The sequence below is a fragment of the Streptomyces sp. NPDC059009 genome (genome assembly GCF_042740175.1).
In the GTDB taxonomy this organism is placed as follows: Bacteria; Actinomycetota; Actinomycetes; order Streptomycetales; family Streptomycetaceae; genus Streptomyces.
Window position 1 is genome coordinate 42,625 of record NZ_JBHYJB010000036.1, and the last position, 24,485, is coordinate 67,109.

The window sequence follows — 24,485 nt, forward strand, 5'->3', positions numbered from 1 at the left end:
TACGCGGGTGCGACCGGCCGTCAGGGCGCGTACCCGGAGACGATCTTCCCCGTGTCCGTCTCGCCGAACACGGCGCCGCCCAAGAACAGCGGCGCCGCGAGGCTCCCGTGAACGGCCTCGACCGGCTTGTCGGCGTCGGTCTCCGGGACCGACTTCGTCCGGGTCCTGTCGGGGTCGCCCGACGTGTCCAGGCCCCACATGTCGTACGCGCCGATGGCGATCACCCGACGGCCCGCGAGCGCCACCGGGCCGAGTTCCTGCGGGGACCCGAAGCGCCACAGCTTCCTGCCGCTGCGGTAGTCGTAGCCGGTGAGCCGGTGGTCGACGGGGCTGGTCCCGTCCGGGTTGCGGGTCGCGAGCACGAGGACGCCCCGCTCGCCGACGACCGGTGCCGGGCCGTCCGGCTCCGTGCCCGGGGCCAGGGTGCGGCGCGGGGCGAGCGTCGCGGCGTCCAGGACGCGTACGCCCTTTCTGCCGCCGCCCCAGCAGAGCAGATCCGCGCCGTGGGCCAGCACGTCGTCGCAGCTGACGGACGTGGCGGTGCGGACCGTGCGGCCGGTCCTGGCCGAGAGCGTCGCCACGCCGCCGCTCTCCAGCGAGGTCACGACCCGGGCCTCGGTGGCTCCTCCCGCATCTCCCCCGGCGGATTCTCGGGTGGTTTCTCGGGTGGTTTCTCCGGCCGCTTCCCCGGCGGCCTGTCCGGCAGCTCCCCCGGCGAGGAGGAGCGCGCCCTGCGTCTTGGGCAGCGGCTCGGACTCCCACAGCTGGTCGCCGTCCGAGGCGCGGCGGGCGCGGATGATGGTCCGGTAGGGGTGCTTCGCGGTCTCGTACTGGTACTCCGCGCTGTAGACGACCCCCTGCGCCACGGTGAGGGTCAGGAGGCCCGCGTCGGCGGGGAGGCGCTTGCGCCAGCGTTCCCGCCCGGAGGCCAAGTCGACCTTGGTGATGCCCAGTTGGCTGGGGACGAAGACACTGCGGCCGTCGGATTCGGGCCCGTTGGTCTGCACTCCGTCGAGGCTGTTCGCGGCAGCCTTGAATCCGGGGGTGGTCCACTTGTGGCGTCCGGTCGCCGCGTCGAGGGCGGCCGCCGCGCCCTTGCCGTCACGGCACACCAGGGTGTCGGCCACCAGGACGCAGCCGCCGCCCATGGAGTCCAGGCCCTTGGGGAGCCGGACGGACCAGGGCTTCCAGCCCTGGGGACGGGAGTCGGCGCGGGCGGCCGCGGAGCCGAACTCGCCGGAGTGGCCCGGGTTTCCGTAGGCGGTGACGATACGGGCGGGGGCGTCCTTCTTGCCTCCGCCCCCGCCTCCGGCTTCGTCCCCTCCCCCGCCGCCACTGCCACCGGAGTCTCCCGGGAGCAGCACCGCCGCCACGGTCACGGCCGCGGCGGCCACCACCGCAGCGGCGATCCACGGCCAACGACGGCGCGGTGAAGGGGCAGGGGCTATCGCGTCCACTGTCGGTGTCGGGGGCGAGGTCGAGGTCGATGGCGGGGTCGGGGCCGGGGCCGGCGTCGGCCGCGCGGCTCCCAGCGACGTGGCCGTGGGGGCCTGCGCGAACGACGCCTCCGCCGCCTCCCGTTCGCAGCGCGCCACGGCCTCCCGGTGCTCCGCGAAGAGGGACAGCACCTCGGCGGGCCACGGTACGGCGGGCGCGGATCCGTCCGCCATGCCGAGGCGGGAGGCCAGCTCGGCCGCCGTCGGCCGCTCCCCCGGGTCGGGCGCGAGACACGCGGCGACGGTCTCCCGCAGCCCCGACTCCTCGGGCACGCCCGAGAGATCCGCGTCCCCCTGGGTGATCCGGAAGATCACCGCGGCGAGCTCCTCGTCGTCGAACGGGCCGCGCCCGGTGGCCGCGTACGCGAGGACGGCTCCTAGCGTGAAGACGTCGGAGGCGGGCACGACCGCGTGGCTGCCCTCGATCTGCTCGGGCGCCATGAAGCCGGGCGTGCCCACGAGCATGCCCGCCGCCGTGAGCGCCGTCGCCTCGAATGCCTGCGCGATGCCGAAGTCGATGAGGCGGGGGCCGTCGGAGGTGAGCAGCACGTTGCCCGGCTTGAGGTCGCGGTGCAGCACCCGGGCCGCATGCACGGCGGCGAGGGCACGGGCGAGCCGGGCGCCGACGGCGCGCACCGCGGCCGGGGGCAGCGGGCCGCACCGGGCCACGGTCTCGGCGAGGGCGGGCCCGGCCACGTACTCCGTTGCCAGCCACGGCACTTCGGCGTCCGCGTCCCCGTCGAGGAGCGCGGCCGTGCCCGCGCCCGAGACCGCGCGGGCCGCGGCGATCTCGCGGCGGAAGCGGATCCGGAACTCCCGGTCGATGTCGAGGTCCGCCCGCACGGTCTTGACCGCGACGAGGCGCGGGCGGGCCGGCGACGACGCCACCGGCTCCAGCCCCGGCTCCGGCTTCGGCCCCGGCTCCAGCCCCGGCTCCGGCGCCTCCTCGCGCGCGAGATAGACCTCGCCCATGCCTCCGGCCCCGACGAGGGCGAGCAGCCGGTACGGGCCTATGTGCCGGGGCGGGCCGGGCAAGGGGGCGAGCAACGGGTCCTCCTCGGACACTCAGGACGGCTGCCGGACCGAGACCACGGTGCCCTGGTCGTACACGATCGTGGCCACCCCGCCGAGGAGCAGCAGCTTCGGCGGGCGCAGCGAGTCGGCGATCACCGTACTGCCGTCCGAAGCGGGCTTCTCGGGGCGGTCTCCCGGCGCCCCCGCGACCGGTGTGCTCCGGACGGCGCCCGCGCCCTTCAACGGCAGGGAGCGGAGCGTGGAGTTGTCGGCGTAGAGCGCGCGGTCGCCGGTGATCAGGGGCGAGGAGCCGAGCTTCGGCGGTTGCACGCGCCGCCCGATGCGGGCCCGCTCCGGCTCGGCCACCAGGATCTTCCCGGCTTCGGTGTCATCGGCGAGCACGGCGTCCGGGCCGACCGCGGAGACCATGACGTTGCCCGCGGCGAAACCCCCCTTGGACGGTGGCGTCTTGAACTCGAGGCGGCGCCCCTCCGGCTTGAGGGTGCGCGCGTCGAGGCGGGTGACCCGGGTCTGCGGTGCGGCGTTCGACTCGTCGAAGTCGCTGCCGTCGCTGAGGATCTGGACGCACAGGATCTGGTCGGCGTCGGCCATGACGTCGAGGCACTCGGTCCGGCGTTCGTCGAAGGCCGCCCCGCGCTGCTCGCCCGTCCGGGCGTCGAGGGCGACGAGCCCCTTTTTGGCGAGAACGTAGATGCGGCCGTCGCGGTCGAACTCGGCGCCGTAGTCGTTCTTCTCGGAGTCCGAGATGGCGTCGGTGCTGAGCGGGTACGTCCACTGCGGGTCGCCGCCGCGCCGCACGTCGTACGCGAGGAGTGTGGCGCCTGTCGACGGCTCCACCCCCTCCGCGTCGCCCTCCGTGGCGGCGAGTATCCGGTCCTCGGTGATCCGGGCGGAGGTGAAGTGGGTGCCGGTGGGCGGCTCGGCGGACCAGCGCACGCGTCCGGTCACGGAGTCACGGACCTGGAGGCGGCCCTTGTACGCGATGACGGTCGTCCCGCCGCGCACCACGGGGTCCAGGTCGTCGCCGGGCATGAAGAAGTTGCCGGACGGGCTCATGTACGCCTCGCCGAGGTCCCGGTCCGCGGCGGAACGGCCGTCGGAGGCCCACAGCCTGCGCCCGTCGGCGGCACCCAGCGCTTCGTAGGTGCCGTTGGTGAGCTGACAGACCACGGCGCGGGCATCGGTGGCACAACTCAGGGGCGCGTGAGTGAACTTGGCGCGCCACGGCTTCCATCCCTCGGGGCGCTGCTGGGCGAACTGCGGTACATAGCCGCTGTGGTCGTCCGTGCCCTGCTCGTCGACGCCCGCCCGGGCGGCGAGCTGGGCGGGGGTGAGGGTGGTGGTGGGTGCGGGCCCGGCGGCCTGCCCTCCGCCGCCGCCCGTACCGCCGTCGCCACCGCCGAAGCCCCGCAGGGCGAGCAGCGCGCCGACCGCGCCGCCGATGACGGCTACCGCCACGACCGCGACGAGCGCACGGCGCCTGCGTGGGCGTGGGCGACCGTCCCCCGGACCCGTGGCGCCGGGAGCCGCACCGCTCATGGTGGGGAGGCTGTGCGGGTCGGGCGCGGGTGCGGACCCGAGCGCGGGTGCGGGCGCGGACCCTGGCGCGGTCGCGGGCGCGCCAAGAGCCGTCGGCGTCCGCCCGGGCGCCTGTCCAGGCGTCTGCCCGGACCCCGGCGGGCCCACAGACGCCGAACCCGGAGCCGAACCCGGAGCCGAACCCGGAGCCGAACCCGGAGCCGTCGGCGTCGGTCCAAGTGGCGTCTCGGACCGCTCCGGCTCCGGCACCGGCAGCAACGGCCGCCCCGCCGCGCACAGTTGCTCGACGTCCCGCCGCGCCTGCCCGATCGCCTCCGTCACGCCGTCCGGCAAGTCCGGCCCGACCAGGTCCGCCGGACCCCCGTAGAGCCCCGCGAGCCGCGCCGCCAGCTCTCCCGTCCCCGGCCGCGCCCCTGCCTCCCGCACCAGGCAGTCGGCGAGTACCTCCCGCAACTCCTCGGGCACGCCGTCCAGCCGGGCCTCGGCCTGCGACACCCGGTACAGGACCGCGGCCACCGGCCCGTCCCCGAACGGGTCCTCGCCCGCGGCCGCGTACGCGAGCACCGACGCGAGGCAGAACACGTCCGACGCGGGCACCACATGACGGCCGCCCGCGATGTGCTCGGGCGACATGAACCCGGGCGTGCCGACGAGCAGGCCCGTGGACGTCAGCGTCGTGGCGTTGAGCGTGCGGGCGACGCCGAAGTCGATGAGCTTGGGCCCGGTCGTCGCGACGAGGACGTTGCCGGGCTTCAGGTCGCGGTGCAGGGCGCCCGCGGCGTGCACCGCCTCCAGGGCACGGGCGATGCCGATGCCGAGCGCCGCCACGGCCGGCCCGTCGAGCGCACCGTGCCGCCGCACCGCTTCGGAGAGGGTCGGCCCCGCCACGTACTCCGTCGCCATCCAGGGGACGTCGGCGTCCGCGTCCCCGCCGACGAGGCGGGCCACGTAGGGGCTGTCGACAGCGGTCGCGACGGCGATCTCGCGCCGGAACCGGGCCCGGAAGGCGGCCTCGTCCGCGACGTCCCGCCGGATGGCCTTGACGGCGACGAGCGCCTCCGGCGCATAGCCGCCGGTCTCACCGGCACCGACCGGTGGTCCGTCACCGGCCGGCACCCCGAGGAAGACCTCCCCCATCCCGCCGGCACCCAGTCGCGCCAGCGTCTCGTAGGGGCCGATGCGACGCGGCGACGTCTCCCGCAGTGGCCCGATCATCCGCCCCGTTCCCCCGTCCCCGTGTCCTCCTGGGCATCGGCGCCCCGACGCGCCGTAAGGCTACTCCCCCGCCCCACGCCAACGGCCCGTAAACGGAACGGAAGTTGAGCAGCACTCCGCTTAGGATTCCGGCCATGCCCGACCTCCAGCGCCTCCACCCCGCCCACGCCCCCGCCCTCCTCGCCTTCGAGCGGGAGAACCGGGCCTACTTCGCCGCCCTCGTGCCGGACCGCGGTGACGCGTTCTTCGAGGAGGCGCAGTTCGCGGCGCGCCTCGACGCGCTGCTCGCCGAACAGGCCGCCGGGGTCTGCCACTTCCACGTGCTGGTGGACGACGGCGGGGCGATCGTCGGGCGCGTGAACATCGTCGACGTGGCGGACGGCTCCGCCGAGCTGGGCTACCGGATCGCGGAGCGCGCCGCGGGCCGCGGGCTCGCCACGGCCGCCGTCCGGCAGGTCCTCGCGCTCGCCGCCACGGAGTACGGGCTGACCTCGCTGCGCGCCGCGACGACCCTCGACAACGAGGCGTCGCGGACCGTCCTCGCCCGCGCCGGGTTCACGCCCGCCGGACCCGCCGGCGAGATCGAGCTCAGCGGTCGCCCCGCCACGTCCTACATCGCGTACGTGAGGAAGCCCGACGGGGCCGCGTAGCGGTCGTACACCGCCCGCGCCCGGTAGTTGTTCTCGGCGGTCCGCCAGGACAGCGACGGCCAGCCCTCCGCCGCCGTGACGCGGCGCAGCTCGGCGAAGAGCGCGTCGACGGCGCCGCCGCCCCGGTGCTCCGGGGCCACGAACAGGTCGTCGAGGAAGCCGCGGGTGCCCCGCAGCGGTGAGTCCTCCGCCCGGTAGTGGGCGAGGCCGATCGGCGTGCCGTCGCCGGTGCGCGCGAGCAGGCAGTGCGTCGAGCGCGCGGGGTCATGGATCCAGGACCAGGCCCGGTCGTACGCGGCGTCGTCGAGCTCCACCTCGTAGAACGCTGCGTATCCGGCGAACAGTTCGCGCCAGGCGGCGTGGTCCTCGGGGCGGGCCGGGGAAACGGTGATCATGCGGCCGACGTTAGCCATCGCATTGCATTAGCGTCAACCATTTATGTACTAGTTCAATGGGGTCCGCCGGGCGGCCGACGGTCCCGCCCCCCTCAGCCCAGCACCCGCCGCGTCAGCTCCCCGATCAACTCCTCGAAGGGGAACGGCGCGAGCAGGTCCGGCACCGTCAGGTCGTCCACGATCAGCCCCAGCATCGCCAGGTACAGCAGCACCACCCCCGTACGGTCGCCGGGCAGCCCCGCGTCCAGGTGGAAGCCGATGTTGCCCTCCAGCTGGGCGGCGAAGAAGCGGGTCAGTTCGGTGTGCAGCTCGGGGCGGCGGGTGGCCTCCAGGCGCATCTCCAGGAGCGCGAGGTGACTGCTGCGGTCCGCCCTCATCCGCTCGACCAGCTGCCCGAGCAGTGTGGCCACCAGCTCGTGCGACGGCTTCTCGCGCATCGTCTCGGAGAGTGCGTCCGGGTCGGGGGTCAGCCGCTCCTGGACCCGGCCCATCACCTGGGCCAGCAACTCCCCCCGGTTCGCGAAGTAGTTGGTGGTGGTGCCCTTGGGCACGCCCGCCTCCGCGTCGACCGCGCGCAGGGTGAGACCGCGCGAGCCCTCGCGCGCGAGAACCTCGATGGAGGCGTCCAGGAGCGCGGTACGGCGGGCGGAGTTCTGTCGCATGAGGGCCTCCCGGAAGCCGGGGATCAGGGGGTCAGGAATCGAGGAAAGGGCGTTGACACCACTGCAAGTGAAGTACTACGTTCTAACCACTGCAAACACAGTACATCAGCCACCGCCCGAACCGAAGGGCCGCACGGCACTTCAGAGGAGACCCGCATGCGAAAGCTCGTCTACTTCATCGCCGCCAGCCTCGACGGTCACATCGCCGGTCCCGACGGCTCCGACCCCACCGGCCCCGACGGCTTCTGGCCGGTCGGCGAGGACTATCTCCAGCAGCTCGTCACCCGGTACCCCGAGACGCTCCCCGCCCATGTCAGGGAAGCCCTCGGCATCACCGAACCCGGCACCCACTTCGACACGGTCGTCGAGGGCCGCCGCACCTACCAGATCGGCCTGGACCTCGGATTCCCCGACTGCTACCCGCACTTGAGGCACCTGGTGTTCTCCCGCAGCCTCACCGAGAGCCCGGCTCCGGGCGTCGAACTCGTCGGCACCGACCCGGCCGCCCGCGTCCGCGAGCTCAAGCAGGAGCCCGGCGAGGGCAAGGACATCTGGCTGATCGGCGGCGGGGAGCTCGCGAGCGCCCTCTACGGGGAGATCGACCGGCTGATCCTCAAGGTCGCCCCGCTCACCGTGGGTTCGGGCACGCCGCTCTTCGCCCACAAGACCCCCTTCGAACCCACCCTGTTCGAGCTCACGGACAGCAAGGTCCTGGACAGCGGCACGCTCTTCCTCACGTACGACAAGAAGGCGTGACCTCCCTGCGGGCCCTACGACAGGAAGGCGAGACCCGCAAGAGCGCGTGATTCGGCCAGTTTTCGCCGCAACCCTCACACACCCCTCACGGGCGATATGGCCGATTCCGCCCCCTCGTACGGTCTTGTAGCGCTTCACACCGCACGAGAGGCTGCCCACTGACGCTCGCGGAGTTGTGGGGGACCCGGCGCAGCGCCGGTCCAACTCCGCGAGGCACACGTCGAGTTGGGGAGGGAAGCCAGCCTATGACTCTGTCACGCAGCAAGCGTCTGCGATGGGCGGGAGCCGTCACGGCCGCCACCACGGCGGCCGTGGTGTCGGCCGTCACGCTGCCCGCGCACGCCGCGCCCGCCGCACACACCGCGTCCGCCGACGGCCCCGCGGGGCGGATCCTCGGCGCCGGGAAGCCCGGTTCGGTCAGCGACAGTTACATCGTCACCCTCAAGGAGGGCAGAGGGGGCCAAGGGGGTGTGCGGGCCCTCTCGCGTGCGGGCAAGGAGATCGCCGCGAAGTACGGGGCGAAAATTCGCCAGACTTATGGCACGGCTCTCAACGGCTATGCCGTCACCGCCAGTTCGGGCGCCGCGAAGCGGCTCGCCGGTGACAAGCGGGTGGCCGCCGTCGTGCAGGACAGCAGGGTCTCCCTGCGGCACACGCAGAAGAACCCGCCGTCCTGGGGCCTCGACCGGATCGACCAGAAGAACCTGCCGCTCGACCGCTCCTACACCTGGCCGGAGTCCGCCGACGCGGGCGCGGGCGTCACCGCGTACGTGATCGACACCGGCATCCGCACCACGCACCGCGACTTCGGCGGCCGCGCGCGCAGCGGCTACGACTTCGTCGACCACGACCGCACTGCGCAGGACGGCAACGGCCACGGCACCCATGTCGCCGGGACCATCGCGGGCCGGACCTTCGGCGTCGCGAAGAAGGCGAAGGTGGTCGGCGTGCGCGTGCTCGACAACGAGGGCTCGGGCACCACGGCCCAGGTCATCGCGGGCATCGACTGGGTGACGCGGCACGCGCAGAAGCCCGCCGTCGCCAACCTCAGCCTCGGCGGCTACGCCAACGCCCAGCTGGACGCGGCGGTCCGCAACTCCATTGCCTCCGGGGTCACTTACACGGTGGCGGCGGGCAACGACGGGCTCCCGGCGAGCCTCTACTCGCCCGCCCGGGTCCGCCAGGCCATCACGGTCGGCGCCACGGACAAGAAGGACGCCCGTGCCTCCTTCTCCAACTGGGGCGCGCGCCTGGACCTGTTCGCCCCCGGCGTCGCGATCACCTCGGCCTCGAACCGCGGCAACACCGCCAGGGCGACCCTCTCCGGTACGTCGATGGCCTCGCCGCACGCCGCGGGCGCGGCCGCCCTGTATCTCGCCGGTCACTCCTGGGCCTCGCCGGCCGAGGTCGCGAAGGCGCTCACCGGGCGGGCGGCCAAGGGAAAGGTGAAGGGACCGGGGGCCGGGTCGCCGAACCGGCTGCTTCAGGTGCACAAGCCGTGAGACGGACCGTGCGGCGGCCCTCGCCTCAGCCCGTGAGACGGACCGTGAGACATCTGGCCAACAACCGTAAAGAATCCGCACGTTGACAGGCCGGCCCCGCATCTCGTCGCGGGGCCGGTCTTGTGTGGGTCGTTACGTGCGAGTAGTTAACAAAGGGCCGGATTGCCCACCCGGACCGAGTGGGAAGGCTCCCCCGGTACGCCGAATCCGGTACGGCCGGTATGCACGTGGACCCTTGCAGAAGCCCGTACAGCGACGCAGAACCCTCCACACCCAGCAATCCGCCAGCAACCCTCGCGCACGCGGACAGGAGCGGTCATGCCCTCACCCGAAATCAGGGACCCCTCCAGGACCGGGGACCCCTCACTCACTGTGCCCGTCCTCGACGTCGAACCCGTGGTGCACCGCGGCCGGCGCCCCGCCAAGGCCGTGCTCGGAGAAACGTTCCAGGTCTCCGCCACCGTCTTCCGCGAGGGGCACGACGCGGTCGCCGCCAACGTCGTGCTGCGGGATCCCGAGGGGCGGGCCGGGCCCTGGACGCCGATGCGGGAGCTGGCGCCGGGCACCGACCGGTGGGGGGCGCGCGTCACGCCGACCGCGGCGGGGGGCGTGGGCGAGTGGACGTTCGCCGTCGAGGCGTGGGGCGACCCCGTCTCGACCTGGCGGCACACGGCGCACATCAAGATACCGGCGGGCCTCGACACCGAGCTCGTCCTGGAGGAGGGCGCCCGGCTGTACGAGCGGGCGGCCGCCGGGATACCGGAGAGCGCCGGGGCACCGGGGGGCGGGGCAGCGGAGGGCGGTGGCCTGCGGGCCGCCGTCCTCGCCGCCGTCGAGGGCCTGCGCGACTCGGGGCGCTCCCCCGTCGCCCGGCTCGCCGCCGCGCTCACCCCGGACGTGGACGCCGCGCTCGCCGCCCACCCGCTGCGCGAACCCCTCACCTCCACCGAGGAGTTCCCCCTGCGGGTGGAGCGGGAGCGCGCCCTCTTCGGCTCCTGGTACGAGTTCTTCCCGCGCTCCGAGGGCGCCGTCGTGCGCGCCGACGCGCCACCCGTGTCGGGCACCTTCCGCACGGCGGCCCGGCGCCTGCCCGCGATCGCCGCGATGGGCTTCGACGTGGTCTATCTGCCGCCCGTCCACCCCATCGGCACCACCTACCGCAAGGGGCGCAACAACTCCCTCTCCCCCGGGCCGCACGACGTCGGCGTGCCCTGGGCGATCGGCTCCCCGGAGGGCGGGCACGACGCCGTCCACCCGGACCTCGGCACCCTCGACGACTTCGACGCCTTCGTGCGGGAGGCCATGTCGCACGGGCTCGAAGTCGCCCTGGACTTCGCCCTCCAGTGCTCCCCCGACCACCCATGGGTGGAGAAACATCCCGACTGGTTCCGGCATCGAGCGGACGGCTCCATCGCGTACGCGGAGAATCCGCCGAAGAAGTACCAGGACATCTACCCCATCGCCTTCGACCGGGACCTGGCCGGGATCACCGCCGAGGTGATCCGGCTCATCCGCTTCTGGATGGGGCACGGCGTGCGGATCTTCCGCGTCGACAACCCGCACACCAAGCCCGTCGCCTTCTGGGAGGCGGTGCTCGCGGACATCAACGGCACCGACCCGGACGTCGTCTTCCTCGCCGAGGCGTTCACCCGCCCCGCGATGCTGCGCACCCTCGCAGCGATCGGCTTCCAGCAGTCGTACACCTACTTCACCTGGCGCAACGGCAAGGACGAACTCACCGACTACCTGCGGGAGTTGGCCGGTGAGTCGGCGCACTATCTGCGGCCCAACCTCTTTGTGAACACCCCCGACATCCTGCACGCCTACCTCCAGGACGGCGGGCGCCCCGCCTTCGAAGTGCGGGCCGTGCTCGCCGCAACCCTTTCGCCGACCTGGGGCGTCTACAGCGGATATGAGCTGTGCGAGAACACCGCTCTGCGTCCGGGCAGCGAGGAGTATCTGCACTCGGAGAAGTACGAACTGCGGCCGCGCGACTGGGAGTCCGCGGGGCGCACGGGGCAGAGCATCGCGCCCCTCATCACCACCCTCAACCGGATCAGGCGCGCCAACCCCGCCCTGCGGCAACTGCGTGACCTGCACTTCCACTCCACTGACCAGGAAGCGGTGATCGCGTACTCGAAGACCGTCACGGACACCCACGGCTCGAACACGGTTCTGGTGGTCGCCAACCTCGACCCTCACCACACCCAGGAGGCCACGGTCTCGTTGGACATGCCGGAACTCGGCCTGGACTGGCACGAGTTCGTGCCGGTGCGCGACGAGCTCACCGGCGAGACCTACCACTGGGGCAGGACCAACTATGTGCGCCTCGAGCCGGGCCGGGCGCCCGCGCACGTACTCGTCCTGCGACCGTCCTCCTCCCCGCTGATCGGAGGGTCACCCACACCATGATCGTCAACGAGCCCGTCCAGGACACATTCGAGGACACTCCGGCCAAGGACCGTCACCCCGACTGGTTCAAGAGCGCCGTCTTCTACGAGGTACTCGTCCGCTCCTTCCAGGACAGCAACGGCGACGGCATCGGCGACCTCAAGGGCATCACCGCCAAGCTGGACTATCTGCAGTGGCTCGGCGTCGACTGCCTGTGGCTGCCGCCGTTCTTCCAGTCGCCGCTGCGGGACGGCGGCTACGACGTCTCCGACTACACCGCGGTGCTCCCGGAGTTCGGGGACCTCGCGGACTTCGTGGAGTTCGTGGACAGCGCCCACCAGCGCGGCATGCGGGTCATCATCGACTTCGTCATGAACCACACCAGCGACCAGCACCCGTGGTTCCAGGCGTCCCGCACCGACCCTCAGGGCCCCTACGGCGACTACTACGTCTGGGCCGACGACGACAAGCAGTACCAGGACGCCCGCATCATCTTCGTCGACACCGAGGCGTCGAACTGGACCTTCGACCCGGTCCGCAAGCAGTACTACTGGCACCGCTTCTTCTCCCACCAGCCGGACCTCAACTTCGAGAACCCGGCCGTCCAGGAGGAGATCGTCTCGGCGCTCAGGTTCTGGCTCGACCTGGGCATCGACGGGTTCCGGCTGGACGCCGTGCCGTACCTGTACGCGGAGGAGGGCACCAACTGCGAGAACCTCCCGCGCACCCACGACCTGCTCAAGCGGGTCCGCGCGGAGATCGACGCGCACTACCCCGACACCGTGCTGCTCGCCGAGGCCAACCAGTGGCCCGAGGACGTCGTCGACTACTTCGGCGACTTCGAGAACGGCGGCGACGAGTGCCACATGGCGTTCCACTTCCCGGTGATGCCGCGCATCTTCATGGCGGTGCGCCGCGAGTCCCGCTACCCCGTCTCCGAGATCCTCGCCAAGACCCCGGCCATCCCGTCCGGCTGCCAGTGGGGCATCTTCCTGCGCAACCACGACGAGCTGACCCTGGAGATGGTCACCGACGAGGAGCGCGACTACATGTACGCGGAGTACGCCAAGGACCCGCGCATGCGCGCCAACATCGGCATCCGCCGCCGCCTCGCCCCGCTCCTCGACAACGACCGCAACCAGATCGAGCTGTTCACCGCCCTGCTGCTGTCCCTGCCGGGCTCGCCGATCCTCTACTACGGCGACGAGATCGGCATGGGCGACAACATCTGGCTCGGCGACCGCGACGCGGTGCGCACCCCCATGCAGTGGACCCCGGACCGCAACGCGGGCTTCTCGTCCTGCGATCCGGGCCGCCTCTACCTGCCGACGATCATGGACCCCGTCTACGGGTACCAGGTCACCAACGTCGAGGCGTCCATGTCGTCCCCGTCGTCGCTCCTGCACTGGACGCGCCGGATGATCGAGATCCGCAAGCAGAACCCGGCGTTCGGGCTCGGCACGTACACGGAGCTGCCGTCGTCCAACCCCGCGGTCCTCGCCTTCCTCCGCGAGTACAAGGACGACCTCGCGCTGTGCGTGCACAACTTCTCCCGGTTCGCGCAGCCCACGGAGCTGGACCTGCAGGCGTTCAACGGCCGCCACCCGGTGGAGCTCATCGGTGGCGTGCGCTTTCCGGCCATCGGTGAACTGCCGTACCTCCTGACCCTGGCGGGACACGGCTTCTACTGGTTCCGTCTGCGCAAGGACGCGTCCTAGCCTGAGAGTTGGGCACTCGCTCCCCACAACCCCTGATACGACCGGCACCCCCTTGATACGACCGGCACCCCCTTGTCCGCGGCGCGGAAAGGACACGACGCCATGTCGGAAGCCGCCATCCGCTCAAGTGCCACCACGAACGCCCTGCTCGCCTCGCTCGATCCGCTGCTGCGCGCGTGGCTGCCGCGGCAGCGGTGGTTCGCGGGCAAGGGGCGGCCCGTGGACGGGTTCGACGTGCTGGCGGCGACGGAACTCCTGCCCCCCGGCCGCGAGTTGGGGCTTGTGCACCTGCTCGTCGACGCCGTGTCCGAGCGGTCGTCGGACTGCTACCAGCTGCTGCTCGGGGTGCGCGACGCCCTGCCGCCACACCTGGCACCCGCCCTCATCGGCCATGTCACCGAGGGGCCGCTGGCCGGGCGGACGGTGTACGACGCGCTGCCCGACCAGGCGCTCGCGCGGGTGCTCTTCGAGCGGCTGCGCTCGCCGGGGCGGCTCGGCGTGCTGCGGTTCCGCAGGGACCTGGAGCGAGAGATCCCGGGCGACCTGGTGCCGCGCCCCCTCGGCGCCGAACAGTCCAACTCCTCGCTCGTCTACGGCGATACGTTCATCCTGAAGCTCTTCCGCCGCGTCGTGCCCGGCGTCAACCCGGACCTGGAGCTGCCGCTCGCCCTCGCCCGGCAGGGCTGCGACCACGTGCCCGCGCCGGTCGCGTGGTTCTCCGCGCACCCCGAGCCGGACGCCGACACCCCGGAGAACACCCTCGTCCTCGGCGTCCTCCAGCCCTATCTGCAGGGCGCGGCCGACGGCTGGGACCTGGCCCTGCGCGAGCTCGCCAAGGGCCAGGACTTCCAGGACGAGGCGCGGGCGCTCGGCCGGGTCACCGCCCAGGTGCACACCTCGCTCGCCCGGGCCCTGCCCACGGTGACGCTCGGCCGTGCCCAGCTGCGCGCCCTCGCCGACTCCATGACGGCGCGCCTGGACGCCACCGCCGTCGCCGTCCCGGCGCTGCGCCCCTACGCCCCCGCCCTGAACACCGCCTACGAAGCGCTCGCCGGGCTCGCCGACGAGGGCGCCGCCCGGCGGGCCCAGCGGGTCCACGGCGATCTGCACCTGGGCCAGTGCCTGCGCTCCCCCGACGGGGGCTGGACCCTGATCGACTTCGAGGGGGAGCCCGTGCGCCCGCTCGCCGAACGCCGGGTCCCGCAGCCCGCCGTCCGGGACGTCGCGGGCATGCTCCGCTCCTTCGACTACGCGGCCCGCTCCACCGAGACCTGGGCCCCCGAGTGGGCCGAGCACGCCCGGTCGGCGTACTGCACCGGGTACGCGGAGGTCGCGGGCCGCGACCCGCGCACGGACCCGGTCACCCTGCGTGCGTACGAGACGGACAAGGCGGTCTACGAGGTCCTCTACGAGGCCCGCCACCGCCCCGACTGGCTCCCCGTCCCGCTCGCCGCGATCGACCGCCTCGCCAGCAACGGCTCCACCACCTGACCGTCCCGCTCCTGCTCCTGCTCCCGCCGAGGAGGCTGCCCCGTGTCCCCCAAGTCCGACCAGCCGAAGCCGCGTTCGGCCGCGAAGAGTGCCAAAGCAACCAAGGGTACGAAGGGGGCACAGGGGAAGCCGAGGCCCGCCGCGCGGAAGACAGCGGCACCCAAGTCCCCCGAGGCCCCCACGGTTCCCGCCCAACAGGGCACCAACCCGGAAGGTGCCACCACGGAAGGCACCGGCCCCGAAGGCACCAGCCCGCCCGTCTCCCCCGTCCCCGCCGCCGACCGCGTCCGCCTCCTGCGCGGCACGCACCACGACCCGCACTCCGTCCTCGGCGCCCACCCCACACCCGACGGCGTCGCCTTCCGCGCGCTGCGCCCGTACGCCCTCAAGGTCTCCGTCGTGGCCAAGGACTTCCGGGCCGAGCTGCACGATGACGGCGACGGGTTCTTCTCGGCGGTGCTCCCGCTGCGGGAGGTCCCAGACGACTACCGGCTCCATCTCACGTACGAGGGCACGGAGTTGGAGGTCCACGACGCGTACCGGTTCCTGCCCGCCGTCGGGGAGCTCGACCTCCATCTGATCGGGGAGGGCCGGCACGAGCAGCTGTGGCAGGCGCTCGGGGCCCGCCCGATGGTCCACCAGGGCGCCACCGGCACCCGCTTCACCGTGTGGGCCCCGAACGCCCAGGGGGTGCGGGTCGTCGGGGGCTTCAACTTCTGGGACGGCACCGGCTTCGCGATGCGCTCGCTCGGCTCCAGCGGGGTGTGGGAGCTGTTCGTGCCGTCCGTCGGCGAGGGCGAGCTGTACAAGTTCGCGGTCACCCGGCCCGACGGTTCCGTGACCCTGCGCGCCGACCCCCTCGCACAGCGGACCGAGGCCCCGCCCGCCAACTCCTCGGTGGTGCACGAGTCGCACCACGAGTGGCACGACGAGGAGTGGCTGCGGCGGCGCGCGGACCGGCCCGTGCACGCGGCGCCGTTCTCCGTGTACGAGGTCCATCTGGCGTCCTGGCGCCCCGGCCTCACTTACCGCCAGCTTGCCCACCAACTCCCTCCGTACGTAGCAGACTTGGGCTTCACGCACGTGGAGCTGCTGCCCGTCGCCGAGCACCCCTTCGGCGGCTCCTGGGGCTACCAGGTCACCGGCTTCTACGCGCCGACGGCCCGGCTCGGCACCCCCGACGACTTCAAGTACCTGGTCGACTGTCTGCACCGCGCGGGCATCGGCGTCCTCATGGACTGGGTGCCCGCGCACTTCCCGCGCGACGACTGGGCGCTCGCCGAGTTCGACGGGCGGCCCCTGTACGAGCACGAGGACCCGGCGCGGGCCGCGCACCCCGACTGGGGCACCCTGGAGTTCGACTACGGCCGCACGGAGGTCCGCAACTTCCTGGTCGCCAACGCGAGTTACTGGTGCGAGGAGTTCCACATCGACGGCCTGCGGGTGGACGCCGTCGCCTCGATGCTCTACCTCGACTACTCGCGCGAGCACGGCGAGTGGACCCCGAACGTGCACGGCGGCCGCGAGAACCTCGACGCCGTCGCCTTCCTCCAGGAGATGAACGCCACCGTCTACCGCCGCTCCCCCGGCGTCGTCACCATCGCCGAGGAGTCCACCGCCTGGGACGGCGTGACCCGTGCGACGCACCACAGCGGCCCCGGCGGCTTCGGCGGGCTCGGCTTCGGCCTGAAGTGGAACATGGGCTGGATGCACGACTCGCTGGAGTACATGACCCACGAGCCGGTCCACCGCAAGTACCACCACAACGAGATGACGTTCTCGATGGTGTACGCGTACTCCGAGAACTACGTCCTGCCGATCTCCCACGACGAGGTCGTGCACGGCAAGCGGTCGCTGGTCTCCAAGATGCCGGGCGACTGGTGGCAGCAGCGCGCCGACCACCGCGCCTATCTGGGCTTCATGTGGGCCCACCCGGGCAAGCAACTCCTTTTCATGGGGCAGGAGTTCGCGCAGGGCGCCGAGTGGTCGGAGGCGCACGGACCGGACTGGTGGCTGCTCGACCCGGCGTACGGGGCGGAGCCGGACCACCGGGGCGTGCGGGACCTGGTCCGCGACCTGAACATGGTCTACCGGACGGAGCCCGCGCTCTGGCAGCGCGACACCGACCCCGGCGGCTTCGCCTGGGTGGACGGCGACGCGTCCGAGGACAACGTCTTCGCCTTCCTCCGCTACGACGCCGAGGGCACGCCGCTGCTCGCGGTCTCGCACTTCTCACCGGTGGTGCGGCACGAGTACCGGCTCGGCGTGCCCGAGGAGTTCACGGCCTGGCAGGAGGTCCTGAACACGGACGCGGCCCGCTACGGCGGCGGCGACATCCTCAACCCCGGCCCCCTGAAGCCGGACTCGCGGGGCGCGCACGGCCGCCCCGCGAGCCTCCAGCTGACCCTGCCCCCGCTGGCTACGGTGTGGCTGCGGCCGGTGTGAGTGCCGCCGCGACCGCGTCCGGCAGCCCCTCCCGGTGCAGGACGCCGAGCGTCTGGGTGGCCCGGGTCAGGGCCACGTACAGATCGCTGGCGCCGTACCGGGCGGGCTCCACGACGAGCACCGCGTCGAACTCGAGGCCCTTCGCCTGACGCGGGTCGATCAGCACGACCGGCCGCGTCAGGTCCGGGGCCTCCCCGGCCGTCACCCCGGGGAGCTTTCCGGCGAGCTCACCGTGGAGCTCGCGCGGGGCGATCACGGCGAGGCGCCCCTCCTCGGGCAGCCCCTCGGCGACCGCGTCGGCCACGGCGGCCGCCAGGTCGTCGGCCTGCCGCGCCCACGGCCGTACGCCGGTGGAGCGCACCGAACTCGGCGGCCGGAAGCCGGGGTCGGTCGCCCTCGGCACCTCGGCCGCGACGTCCATGATCTCCACGGGCGTGCGGTAGTTGACCCCGAGCCGCGTGTACTCCCACCGGTCAGAGACGTACGGCTGGAGGATCGACTCCCACGAGCCGCAGCCGCCGGCCTCGGCGGTCTGCGCCGGGTCGCCGACGAGCGTCATGGAGCGGGTGGGGCAGCGCCGCATCAGCAGCCGCCACGCCATCGCGGACAGCTCCTGCGCCTCGTCGACGATGATGTGCCCGAACGCCCAGGTCCGGTCGGCCGCCGCCCGCTCGGCGGCGCTGCGGTGATCCAGCTCCTCCTGCCGCTCGGCCATCCGCTCGGCGTCGATGATGTTGTGCGCGAGCAGGACCTCGGCGTCCTCCTCGTCCTTGTCCTCGAACTCGTACGTCCGCGAGGCCCGCGACACGTCCAACACGCCCTGCGCGTAGGCGACCTGCTCCTGCCACTCGGCCTCGGCGGCGGCCCGCTCGGCGCTGTCGTCGTGGCCGAGCAGCTCGGCGGCCTCGTCGAGCAGCGGGATGTCGGCGGGCGTCCAGGCGCTGCCGTGCGGCCTCCGGATGACGAAGGCATCGGTCTCGTCGAGCCCCGTGGGCTCCTCCAGATAGTCCGTGACGAACTGCTGCGCCGTGAGCACCGGCCACAACTCCTGGATGGCCGCGTGCACTTCAGCGCTCGCCGCGACCGCCTTGCCGATCTGCGCGAGGTCGTCGGGCCCGAGGAAGTTGGGCCCGCCGTACGGGTCGGCCCCGATGCGGTCGGCCACCTGCCGGGTGAGCGCGTCGATGACGTGGAAGGCGAAGGTGGGCCGGGCGAGGTTGTGCGGCACGTCGGCCTCGCGCGCCTTCTCCCGCGCCTCGTAGGCGATCGTCCAGTCCAGGACCAGCTCGCCGTCGTCGTGCTCGATGAGCAACGGGGCGCCGGGCTCGGGCAGTTGCTGCCGGTCGCGCAGGGCGCCGGCGAGCACGTCCGCCATCTCGGCGCGGCCCTTGACCTCGGCGGCGGCCGGGCTGTCGGTGCCGGTGGCGGTCACGCCGGGGAACAGCTCCCCGACCGTGGACAGGAGCACCCCGGTCTCGCCGAGCGCGGGCAGCACCTCGCTGATGTAGCCGAGGAAGGCCGGGTTGGGCCCGACGATCAGGACGGCGCGCTTGGCGAGCAGCTCACGGTGGGCGTAGAGCAGGAAGGCGGCCCGGTGCAGCGCGACGACGGTCTTGCCGGTCCCGGGCCCGCCCTCCACGACGAGCACACCACGATGGGGTGCGCGGATGATGCGGTCCTGCTCGGCCTGGATGGTCTGCACGATGTCGTGCATGCGGCCGGTGCGCGCCGAGTCGAGGGCGGCGAGCAGCACCTCGTCGGCGTTGGCGCCCTCGTGCCCGGTGCGGGTGGTGTCGCTCAGGTCCAGGATCTCGTCGTGCAGCGCGGTGACCTCGCGCCCCTCGGTCGTGAGGTGGCGGCGCCGCCGCAGGCCCATGGGGGTGTGCCCGGTGGCGAGATAGAAGGGCCGCGCGACTTCGGCACGCCAATCGATCACGAGCGGGGTGCGCTCGGTGTCGGAGGCGCGGATTCCGATCCTGCCGATGTGGTGATCACGGCCGTCCCGGAATTCGAGCCGTCCGAAGCACAGTCCGTTCTCGCCCGCATTGAGGGCGGCGAGCAGTCCGGACCGCTCCGCCACCATCACATCGCGCTCGAGGCGCGCCTGAAGACCGTTGCCGACCTGCGACAACGACGCCTGCACGGCGGTCTCGGCCTCCTCGCGCAGCGCGTCCAGGCGCGCGTACAGCCCGGAGACGAATTGCTGCTCTTCCCGCAATTCCTCGGTTGACAATTCAGCCCCTCGCCAGTTACAGTGCTCTTATAAAGCTTCCCGTGATGCCCGCATGTCTATTTGGACAGGGCTTCGCGAAAGAATCCAATATACGCAGAGAAAGACCCCGGACGTCAATTCGTCCGGGGCTTTTTCTTTGCCCATCAGTTCTCAGAGCACGTCGGCCAGGTCCGCGAGGAGCTTCCGCTTCGGCCGCGCCCCCACCATCTGCTTCACCGGCTCACCGTCCCGGAAAACGATCATGGTCGGCGCGGAGAGCACCCGGTACGCGATCGCCGTCTCCGGGCTCCGGTCCACATCCAGCTGCACGATCTTGATCCGGTCCGCCTCCTCGCGGTTGATCTCACTCAGTACGGGCGCGAGCTGACGGCAGGGCCCGCACCAGTCCGCCGTGAACTCCACCAGGACCGGCCTGCCCCGCTCCCCCAGCACCTCCCCCGCGAAATCCGCGTCACTCACCTCGGCCACCCCGGCTGCCTTCATCGCCCCTCACCCTTCCCGTGCAGTTCACAGCGCGGCTCCGGACCACCCGGAAGCGCCGCCTCGGCGCGCACGAGCTGCGCGCCGACCTGTTCCCGTACCGCGCTCAACTCGCCTATCAGCGCGTCGAGTTCGGCCAGCTTCTTGCGGTAGACGGCGAGCGAGGCCGGGCAGGAGTCGCCCTCCTGGTGCCCGGAGCGCAGGCACTCCACGAAGGGCCGCGTCTCCTCCAGGTCGAAGCCGAAGTCCTGCAGCGTCTTGATCTGCCGCAGCAGCCGCAGATCGTCCTCGTCGTACGTGCGGTAGCCGTTGCCGCCGCGCCGTGCGGGCAGCAGGCCCCGGGTCTCGTAGTAGCGCAGCGTCCGCGTGGTGGTCCCCGCGCGGGCCGCGAGCTCGCCGATTCGCATGCGTACGACGGTAGACGTTGACGCCGGGGTCAAGGCCAGCGCTATTCGTCGAGGTCCTCCATGTCCTCCATGCCTTCTGGGCCCTCCGGTTCCTCCGGGTCCTCCTCGCCCGGCACGCCCAGCAGGCGGCGGGTGAGGAGGTCGCGGTCGGAGAGGAGCTCGTCGGCGGCGGTGCGCAGGTCGTCGGGGGACGTGGGGCCCGCGGCGCGCTCGGCGCCGATCAGGACCGCCCGGCGCACCAGTTCCTTCATGAAGGACGCCGTGGTGCCCTCCGTCCGCGCCACGATCTCCCCGGCCGCCTCCGGCGCGAGGCCGAGCCCGCCCCCGTACAGGGAGAACAGCGCGCGCCGCCCCGCCGCGTCGGGCAGTGGGATCTCCACGGCGAGGTCGACGCGGCCGGGGCGCTGGGCGAGGGCGGGTTCGAGCAGGTCGGCGCGGTTCGTGGTGAGCAGGAAGGTCACGTCGGCGTCGTCGCCGAGGCCGTCCATCTCGTTCAACACCTCGAAGAGCAGCGAGTGTTCGCCGGGGTAGTCGCGGGACTCGGCGATCAGGTCGCAGTCCTCCAGGACGACGAGGGCGGGCTGGAGCATGCGGGCGAGGGCGCAGGCCGAGCCGATCCGGTCGATGCCGGAGCCGGCGAGCAGCACGACGGTGAAGTCCGGGAGGTGGGAGAGCAGATAGCGCACCGTGTGCGTCTTGCCGGTGCCCGGCGGCCCGTACAGCAGGAGGCCGCGCCGCAGGTGCTGGCCCGCGGACCGCAGCCGGTCGCGGTGCCGGGCGACGCCGACGACCTGCCGCTCCACCCGCTCCAACAGCCCCGGGGGCAGCACGATCCGGTCGCGGTCGAGGCCGGGCCTGCGGTGGAAGCGGAACGGGCCGAGGCCGTCGCCGAAGTCGGAGCCCTCGAAGGAGAGGACCTGGCCGCGGTAGATGTTGTCCGCGCGGATCAGCGCGTCGATGCCGCCGAGCAGCCGCCGGGCCGCGTCCCGCGCCGGGGCGATCACCTCGACCTGCACCTTCTCGCTGCCGTACTCGTCGTTCGGGCCGCGCAGCAGCACCACATAGCGGTCGGCGCCGTCCGTGCCGAGGTAGAACCCGAAGGAGACGCAGGCGAGTTCCTCGTCCGGCGACACCGGGAGATAGGCGTAGTCGACGGCGCCGACCACGAACTTGTCGTAGCGGTCGGCCGATTCGAGCATCTCGGAGAGGGTGTACATGCCGCGGTGCGCGGCGCCCGTCAGGCCGATGAGCTCATGGGTCCGCCCGTCCGTGGTGAACCAGCGCTCCAGGGCGCGGTGCACATTGGGATGGTCGTACGCCGGGTAGGTCGCCTTGAGGACGGGTGTCCCGCCGGGTTCCGAACCGAGGTGCTCGCGCAGCCGGGCAGTGAGTTCACGCCCCTGGTCCTCGCCCCGGCCCCGGCGCGCCACGGCCTCCAGGAACTCCTGGAACAGGTCTCCCACACGCTCGAGATCGGCCCGTCCGGCGGGCTGCGCCGCGTCATCCACGCCTCAGCGTGACCCGGAAGCAGCGCCACCGTCAACGCGGCCGCACGGGTCGGCCGGGTCAGACCGGCAGGCCGCGCAGCCGCTCGCACACCTCGGCGACGGCGCCCGGTTCCGGTGCCTCACCGGCCGCGAACTGGGCCGTCTGCAGGGCGGGCCCGTACGCGTCGTGCCGGTCGAGGTCGGCGGTGCGGGCCGGCTGCACGACGAAGTGGAGGTGGCCCGGCACCCGCCCCGCGTGCGACCAGAGGCAGACGTACACCTGCTCACAGTCCTCAACCACCTCGCGGACGGCGCCGCTTACCCGGCTGAGCAGGGGACCGAGCTCCGCCGCCTCGGCGCCGGTCAGCTCGTGCACCCCCGTGACATGCCGCAGCGGCTTGACCACGAGGGTGCCGACGCCGAGCGGGCCGACGCAGTGCTCGACGGTCCAGAGCGCGGTCCGCAGGACGGTGCCGCCGGGCAACTCGGCCCGCCCGTCGGCCAGTTCGCAGGCGAGGCACGGCGACCGGGCGGCGGCGCCCCGACTCACTTGTCCGCCTTGTAGAGCTTGATGTCCCGGTTCGCGAACAGGTGGACATAGCCGCAGATCCAGCAGATCAGCCCGGTCGCGGACTCGTTGGCCCACGCGAGGTTCATGAACTCCGCGCCCGAGCTGTTGAGTTTGACCTCCCGGTCGCGGAACAGATCACCGTCGCAGACCTGGCACGTGATCCACACCTCGCCTATCGCCGCCCGGACCGGCTTGCGCGCCATGGCAGTTCCCCTTCCCCCGTCGGTCATCGGCCCAGCTCAGAACCGGGCGGGGCCGAGGACCACGAGGCTAGCGGACCGCGTCCGCCCGCTCGGCGACAGGAGCGGCGGCCTCGGCGGCCTCGGGCTCCGCGGAACCCGTCGCCCCCTCCGCCCCCGACCGCCGCCCCGGCAGCACCAGGGCCACCACGACCGCGCCCACACCGAGGAGCACGGCGCCCACCAGGCTCGTGTGGGCCACCGCGTCCGAGAACGCCGAGCCCACCGCGTCCTTCATCTGCACGGCCCCGTGGGTGAGTTGCTCGGCCTGCGCCTTCAGCTGGGCGGCCTGCTCGGGCGAGCTCGCGTGGGCCGCCTTCTCCGTGAGACCGCGGGCCTGCTCGGCGATGGCCTGGGCCACGCCGTTGCCCGCGCCCACCGAGTCCTTGGCGGTCTCCAGGGCCTCGGGCGGCAGCTTCGTGCCCTGTGCCGCGTCCGTCAGGTGCGAGGAGTACGAGCTCGCGAGCACCGAGCCGAGCACCGCGATGCCCAGCGAACCGCCGAGCTCCAGGGAGGTGTCGTTGACCGCGCCGCCCACGCCGAGCTCCGACTCGGGGAAGGCGCCCATGATGACGTCCGTGCACGGCGACACCGCGAAGCCCAGCGCGAGCCCGAGGATGATCAGGGGCGCCACGAAGTCCCCGTACGTCGAGGCGCCGTCGATCTGTGTGAGCAGCGCGAGGGCCACCGTGCCGCCGACGAGCCCCGCCACCACCATGATCTTGCCGCCGATGCGCGGCGCCAGGATGCCGGTGACCGCCGAGCCGACGAAGACCGCGCCGGCCAGCGGCAGCATCCGTACGCCGGTCTCCAACGGGTCGTAGGCGAGGACGAACTGGAGGTGCTGGGTCAGGTAGTAGAAGGCGCCGAAGACCGCGAGGAAGAAGAGCGCGACGGCCAGGTTCGAGCCCGCGAAGGCGCGGCCCGCGAACTTCCGCACGTCCAGGACGGGGCGCGGGTGGCGCAGCTCCCAGATCACGAAGAGCACCAGACCCACGGCCGCCACGACGGCGGCGCCGATCGCGCGGGCGCCCCAGCCGAAGTGCGGGCCGTCGATGATCATGAAGATCAGCGAGCCCACCCAGACCACCGAGAGCAGCCCGCCCACGTAGTCGATGCGGCCGTGCTGTGCCGCCTTGGACGGCGGGACCAGGACGAACGCGCCGATGATCGCGACCGCCGCCACTGGGATGTTGATCAGGAACGTGGAGTGCCAGCCGTTGTCGCGAAGGAGTGCGCCCGCGATCAGCGGGCCCGCCGCGATCGCGATGCCGGACGTCGCCGCCCAGATGGTGATCGCCTTGGCCCGCTCCGCCCGCGGGAACGTCGAGGCGAGCAGCGAGAGCGTCGCGGGCATGATGAGCGCCGCGCCCACGCCCATCACGGCGCGCACCGCGATGACCGCGGCGGCGCTGTCCACGAGCGAGCCCGCGGCCGCGCCCCCGCACATCACGAGGAGCCCGAGCACCAGGGCGCCCCGGCGGCTGTACTTGTCGCCGATCGCGCCGAGCAGCAGCATCAGCGCGGCATACGGGACGGTGTACGCGTCGATGACCCACTGCAGGTCCGAGCTGGACAGGCCGAGGTCCATGGTCATGTCGGGGGCCGCCACCGTCAGCGCGGTGTTCGCCATCACGGCGATCAGCAGGCTCAGACAGAGCACGCCGAGGGCCCACCAGCGGCGGGCGTACGGCTTCTCCATCCGCTCGACGGGTTCGTTGATCAGCAAAGGCATCGGCAGCCACCCCTCACATTCTGCACACGGCTGTGCAA

General features: G+C 72.4%; 18 protein-coding genes. 7 read left to right on the forward strand and 11 right to left on the reverse strand.

Features of this window, described 5'->3' with window-relative positions; translation table 11 throughout:
• Positions 1–20: 20 nt before the first annotated feature.
• Both ACFWYM_RS31185 and ACFWYM_RS31190 read right to left on the reverse strand, forming a co-directional pair.
• Positions 21–2,543: a serine/threonine-protein kinase gene (locus tag ACFWYM_RS31185; RefSeq protein ID WP_384844826.1), complete on the reverse strand. Its 2,523-nt coding sequence runs from the start codon at positions 2,541–2,543 to the stop codon at positions 21–23.
• Positions 2,544–2,561: 18 nt separating this feature from the next.
• Complete coding sequence (locus tag ACFWYM_RS31190; RefSeq protein ID WP_384844829.1) at positions 2,562–5,285, reverse strand: protein kinase; 2,724 nt, start codon at positions 5,283–5,285, stop codon at positions 2,562–2,564.
• A gap of 134 nt (positions 5,286–5,419) precedes the next feature.
• Between ACFWYM_RS31190 and ACFWYM_RS31195 the strand changes: the two genes are divergently transcribed.
• The gene (locus ACFWYM_RS31195) at positions 5,420–5,935 is read left to right on the forward strand and encodes a GNAT family N-acetyltransferase (protein WP_384844831.1); all 516 of its coding nucleotides are present in this window, start codon (positions 5,420–5,422) and stop codon (positions 5,933–5,935) included.
• On the opposite strand, the gene ACFWYM_RS31200 is transcribed toward ACFWYM_RS31195, so the two are convergent.
• Together ACFWYM_RS31200 and ACFWYM_RS31205 are read right to left on the reverse strand one after the other, a co-directional pair.
• Positions 5,896–6,330 (reverse strand): GNAT family N-acetyltransferase, encoded by a 435-nt coding sequence (locus ACFWYM_RS31200; RefSeq protein WP_384844834.1) that lies wholly within the window; start codon positions 6,328–6,330, stop codon positions 5,896–5,898. The two genes, ACFWYM_RS31195 and ACFWYM_RS31200, sit on opposite strands and share 40 nt — an antisense overlap.
• Positions 6,331–6,422: 92 nt before the next feature.
• Positions 6,423–6,992 (reverse strand): TetR/AcrR family transcriptional regulator, encoded by a 570-nt coding sequence (locus ACFWYM_RS31205; RefSeq protein WP_384844837.1) that lies wholly within the window; start codon positions 6,990–6,992, stop codon positions 6,423–6,425.
• A gap of 156 nt (positions 6,993–7,148) precedes the next feature.
• On the opposite strand from ACFWYM_RS31205, the gene ACFWYM_RS31210 reads away from it, so the two are divergent.
• The 6 genes from ACFWYM_RS31210 (at position 7,149) to glgB (ending at position 17,295) form a co-directional block, all read left to right on the forward strand.
• On the forward strand, positions 7,149–7,748 hold the full coding sequence (locus tag ACFWYM_RS31210; RefSeq protein ID WP_384844840.1) for a dihydrofolate reductase family protein: 600 nt from the start codon (positions 7,149–7,151) through the stop codon (positions 7,746–7,748).
• A gap of 245 nt (positions 7,749–7,993) precedes the next feature.
• Positions 7,994–9,250, forward strand: a complete 1,257-nt coding sequence (locus ACFWYM_RS31215) for a S8 family peptidase (protein ID WP_384844843.1) — start codon at positions 7,994–7,996, stop codon at positions 9,248–9,250.
• A 318-nt stretch (positions 9,251–9,568) separates the two neighbouring features.
• On the forward strand, positions 9,569–11,662 hold the full coding sequence (locus tag ACFWYM_RS31220) for an alpha-1,4-glucan--maltose-1-phosphate maltosyltransferase (RefSeq protein WP_384844846.1): 2,094 nt from the start codon (positions 9,569–9,571) through the stop codon (positions 11,660–11,662).
• Positions 11,659–13,359 (forward strand): maltose alpha-D-glucosyltransferase, encoded by a 1,701-nt coding sequence (gene treS / locus ACFWYM_RS31225; protein ID WP_384844849.1) that lies wholly within the window; start codon positions 11,659–11,661, stop codon positions 13,357–13,359. The genes ACFWYM_RS31220 and treS overlap by 4 nt, the downstream gene beginning before the upstream one ends.
• 102 nt (positions 13,360–13,461) lie before the next feature.
• Complete coding sequence (locus ACFWYM_RS31230) at positions 13,462–14,850, forward strand: maltokinase (RefSeq protein WP_384844852.1); 1,389 nt, start codon at positions 13,462–13,464, stop codon at positions 14,848–14,850.
• A 42-nt stretch (positions 14,851–14,892) separates the two neighbouring features.
• Positions 14,893–17,295: a 1,4-alpha-glucan branching enzyme gene (gene glgB / locus ACFWYM_RS31235; RefSeq protein WP_384844855.1), complete on the forward strand. Its 2,403-nt coding sequence runs from the start codon at positions 14,893–14,895 to the stop codon at positions 17,293–17,295.
• Here the strand turns inward: glgB and ACFWYM_RS31240 are convergent.
• From ACFWYM_RS31240 to ACFWYM_RS31270, 7 genes are all read right to left on the reverse strand, one after another.
• Positions 17,270–19,528 carry a HelD family protein gene (locus ACFWYM_RS31240; protein WP_384844858.1) on the reverse strand — a complete coding sequence of 753 codons (2,259 nt, stop codon included), beginning with the start codon at positions 19,526–19,528 and terminating at the stop codon, positions 17,270–17,272. The genes glgB and ACFWYM_RS31240 overlap by 26 nt on opposite strands.
• A gap of 150 nt (positions 19,529–19,678) precedes the next feature.
• On the reverse strand, positions 19,679–20,011 hold the full coding sequence (gene trxA, locus ACFWYM_RS31245) for a thioredoxin (protein WP_384844861.1): 333 nt from the start codon (positions 20,009–20,011) through the stop codon (positions 19,679–19,681).
• Positions 20,008–20,415, reverse strand: a complete 408-nt coding sequence (locus tag ACFWYM_RS31250; protein ID WP_384844863.1) for a MerR family transcriptional regulator — start codon at positions 20,413–20,415, stop codon at positions 20,008–20,010. Before ACFWYM_RS31250 ends, trxA begins: the two co-directional genes overlap by 4 nt.
• Positions 20,416–20,456: 41 nt before the next feature.
• Positions 20,457–21,923 (reverse strand): AAA family ATPase, encoded by a 1,467-nt coding sequence (locus ACFWYM_RS31255; protein ID WP_384844866.1) that lies wholly within the window; start codon positions 21,921–21,923, stop codon positions 20,457–20,459.
• 58 nt (positions 21,924–21,981) lie between these two features.
• Positions 21,982–22,452, reverse strand: coding sequence for an HIT family protein (locus ACFWYM_RS31260; RefSeq protein ID WP_384844869.1), 471 nt, complete (start codon positions 22,450–22,452; stop codon positions 21,982–21,984).
• A complete protein-coding gene (locus tag ACFWYM_RS31265) occupies positions 22,449–22,676 on the reverse strand; it encodes a hypothetical protein (protein ID WP_384844872.1) in 228 nt (75 codons plus the stop codon). The genes ACFWYM_RS31260 and ACFWYM_RS31265 overlap by 4 nt, the downstream gene beginning before the upstream one ends.
• Before the next feature lie 67 nt (positions 22,677–22,743).
• Positions 22,744–24,447 carry an MFS transporter gene (locus ACFWYM_RS31270; protein WP_384844875.1) on the reverse strand — a complete coding sequence of 568 codons (1,704 nt, stop codon included), beginning with the start codon at positions 24,445–24,447 and terminating at the stop codon, positions 22,744–22,746.
• Positions 24,448–24,485: the final 38 nt, after the last annotated feature.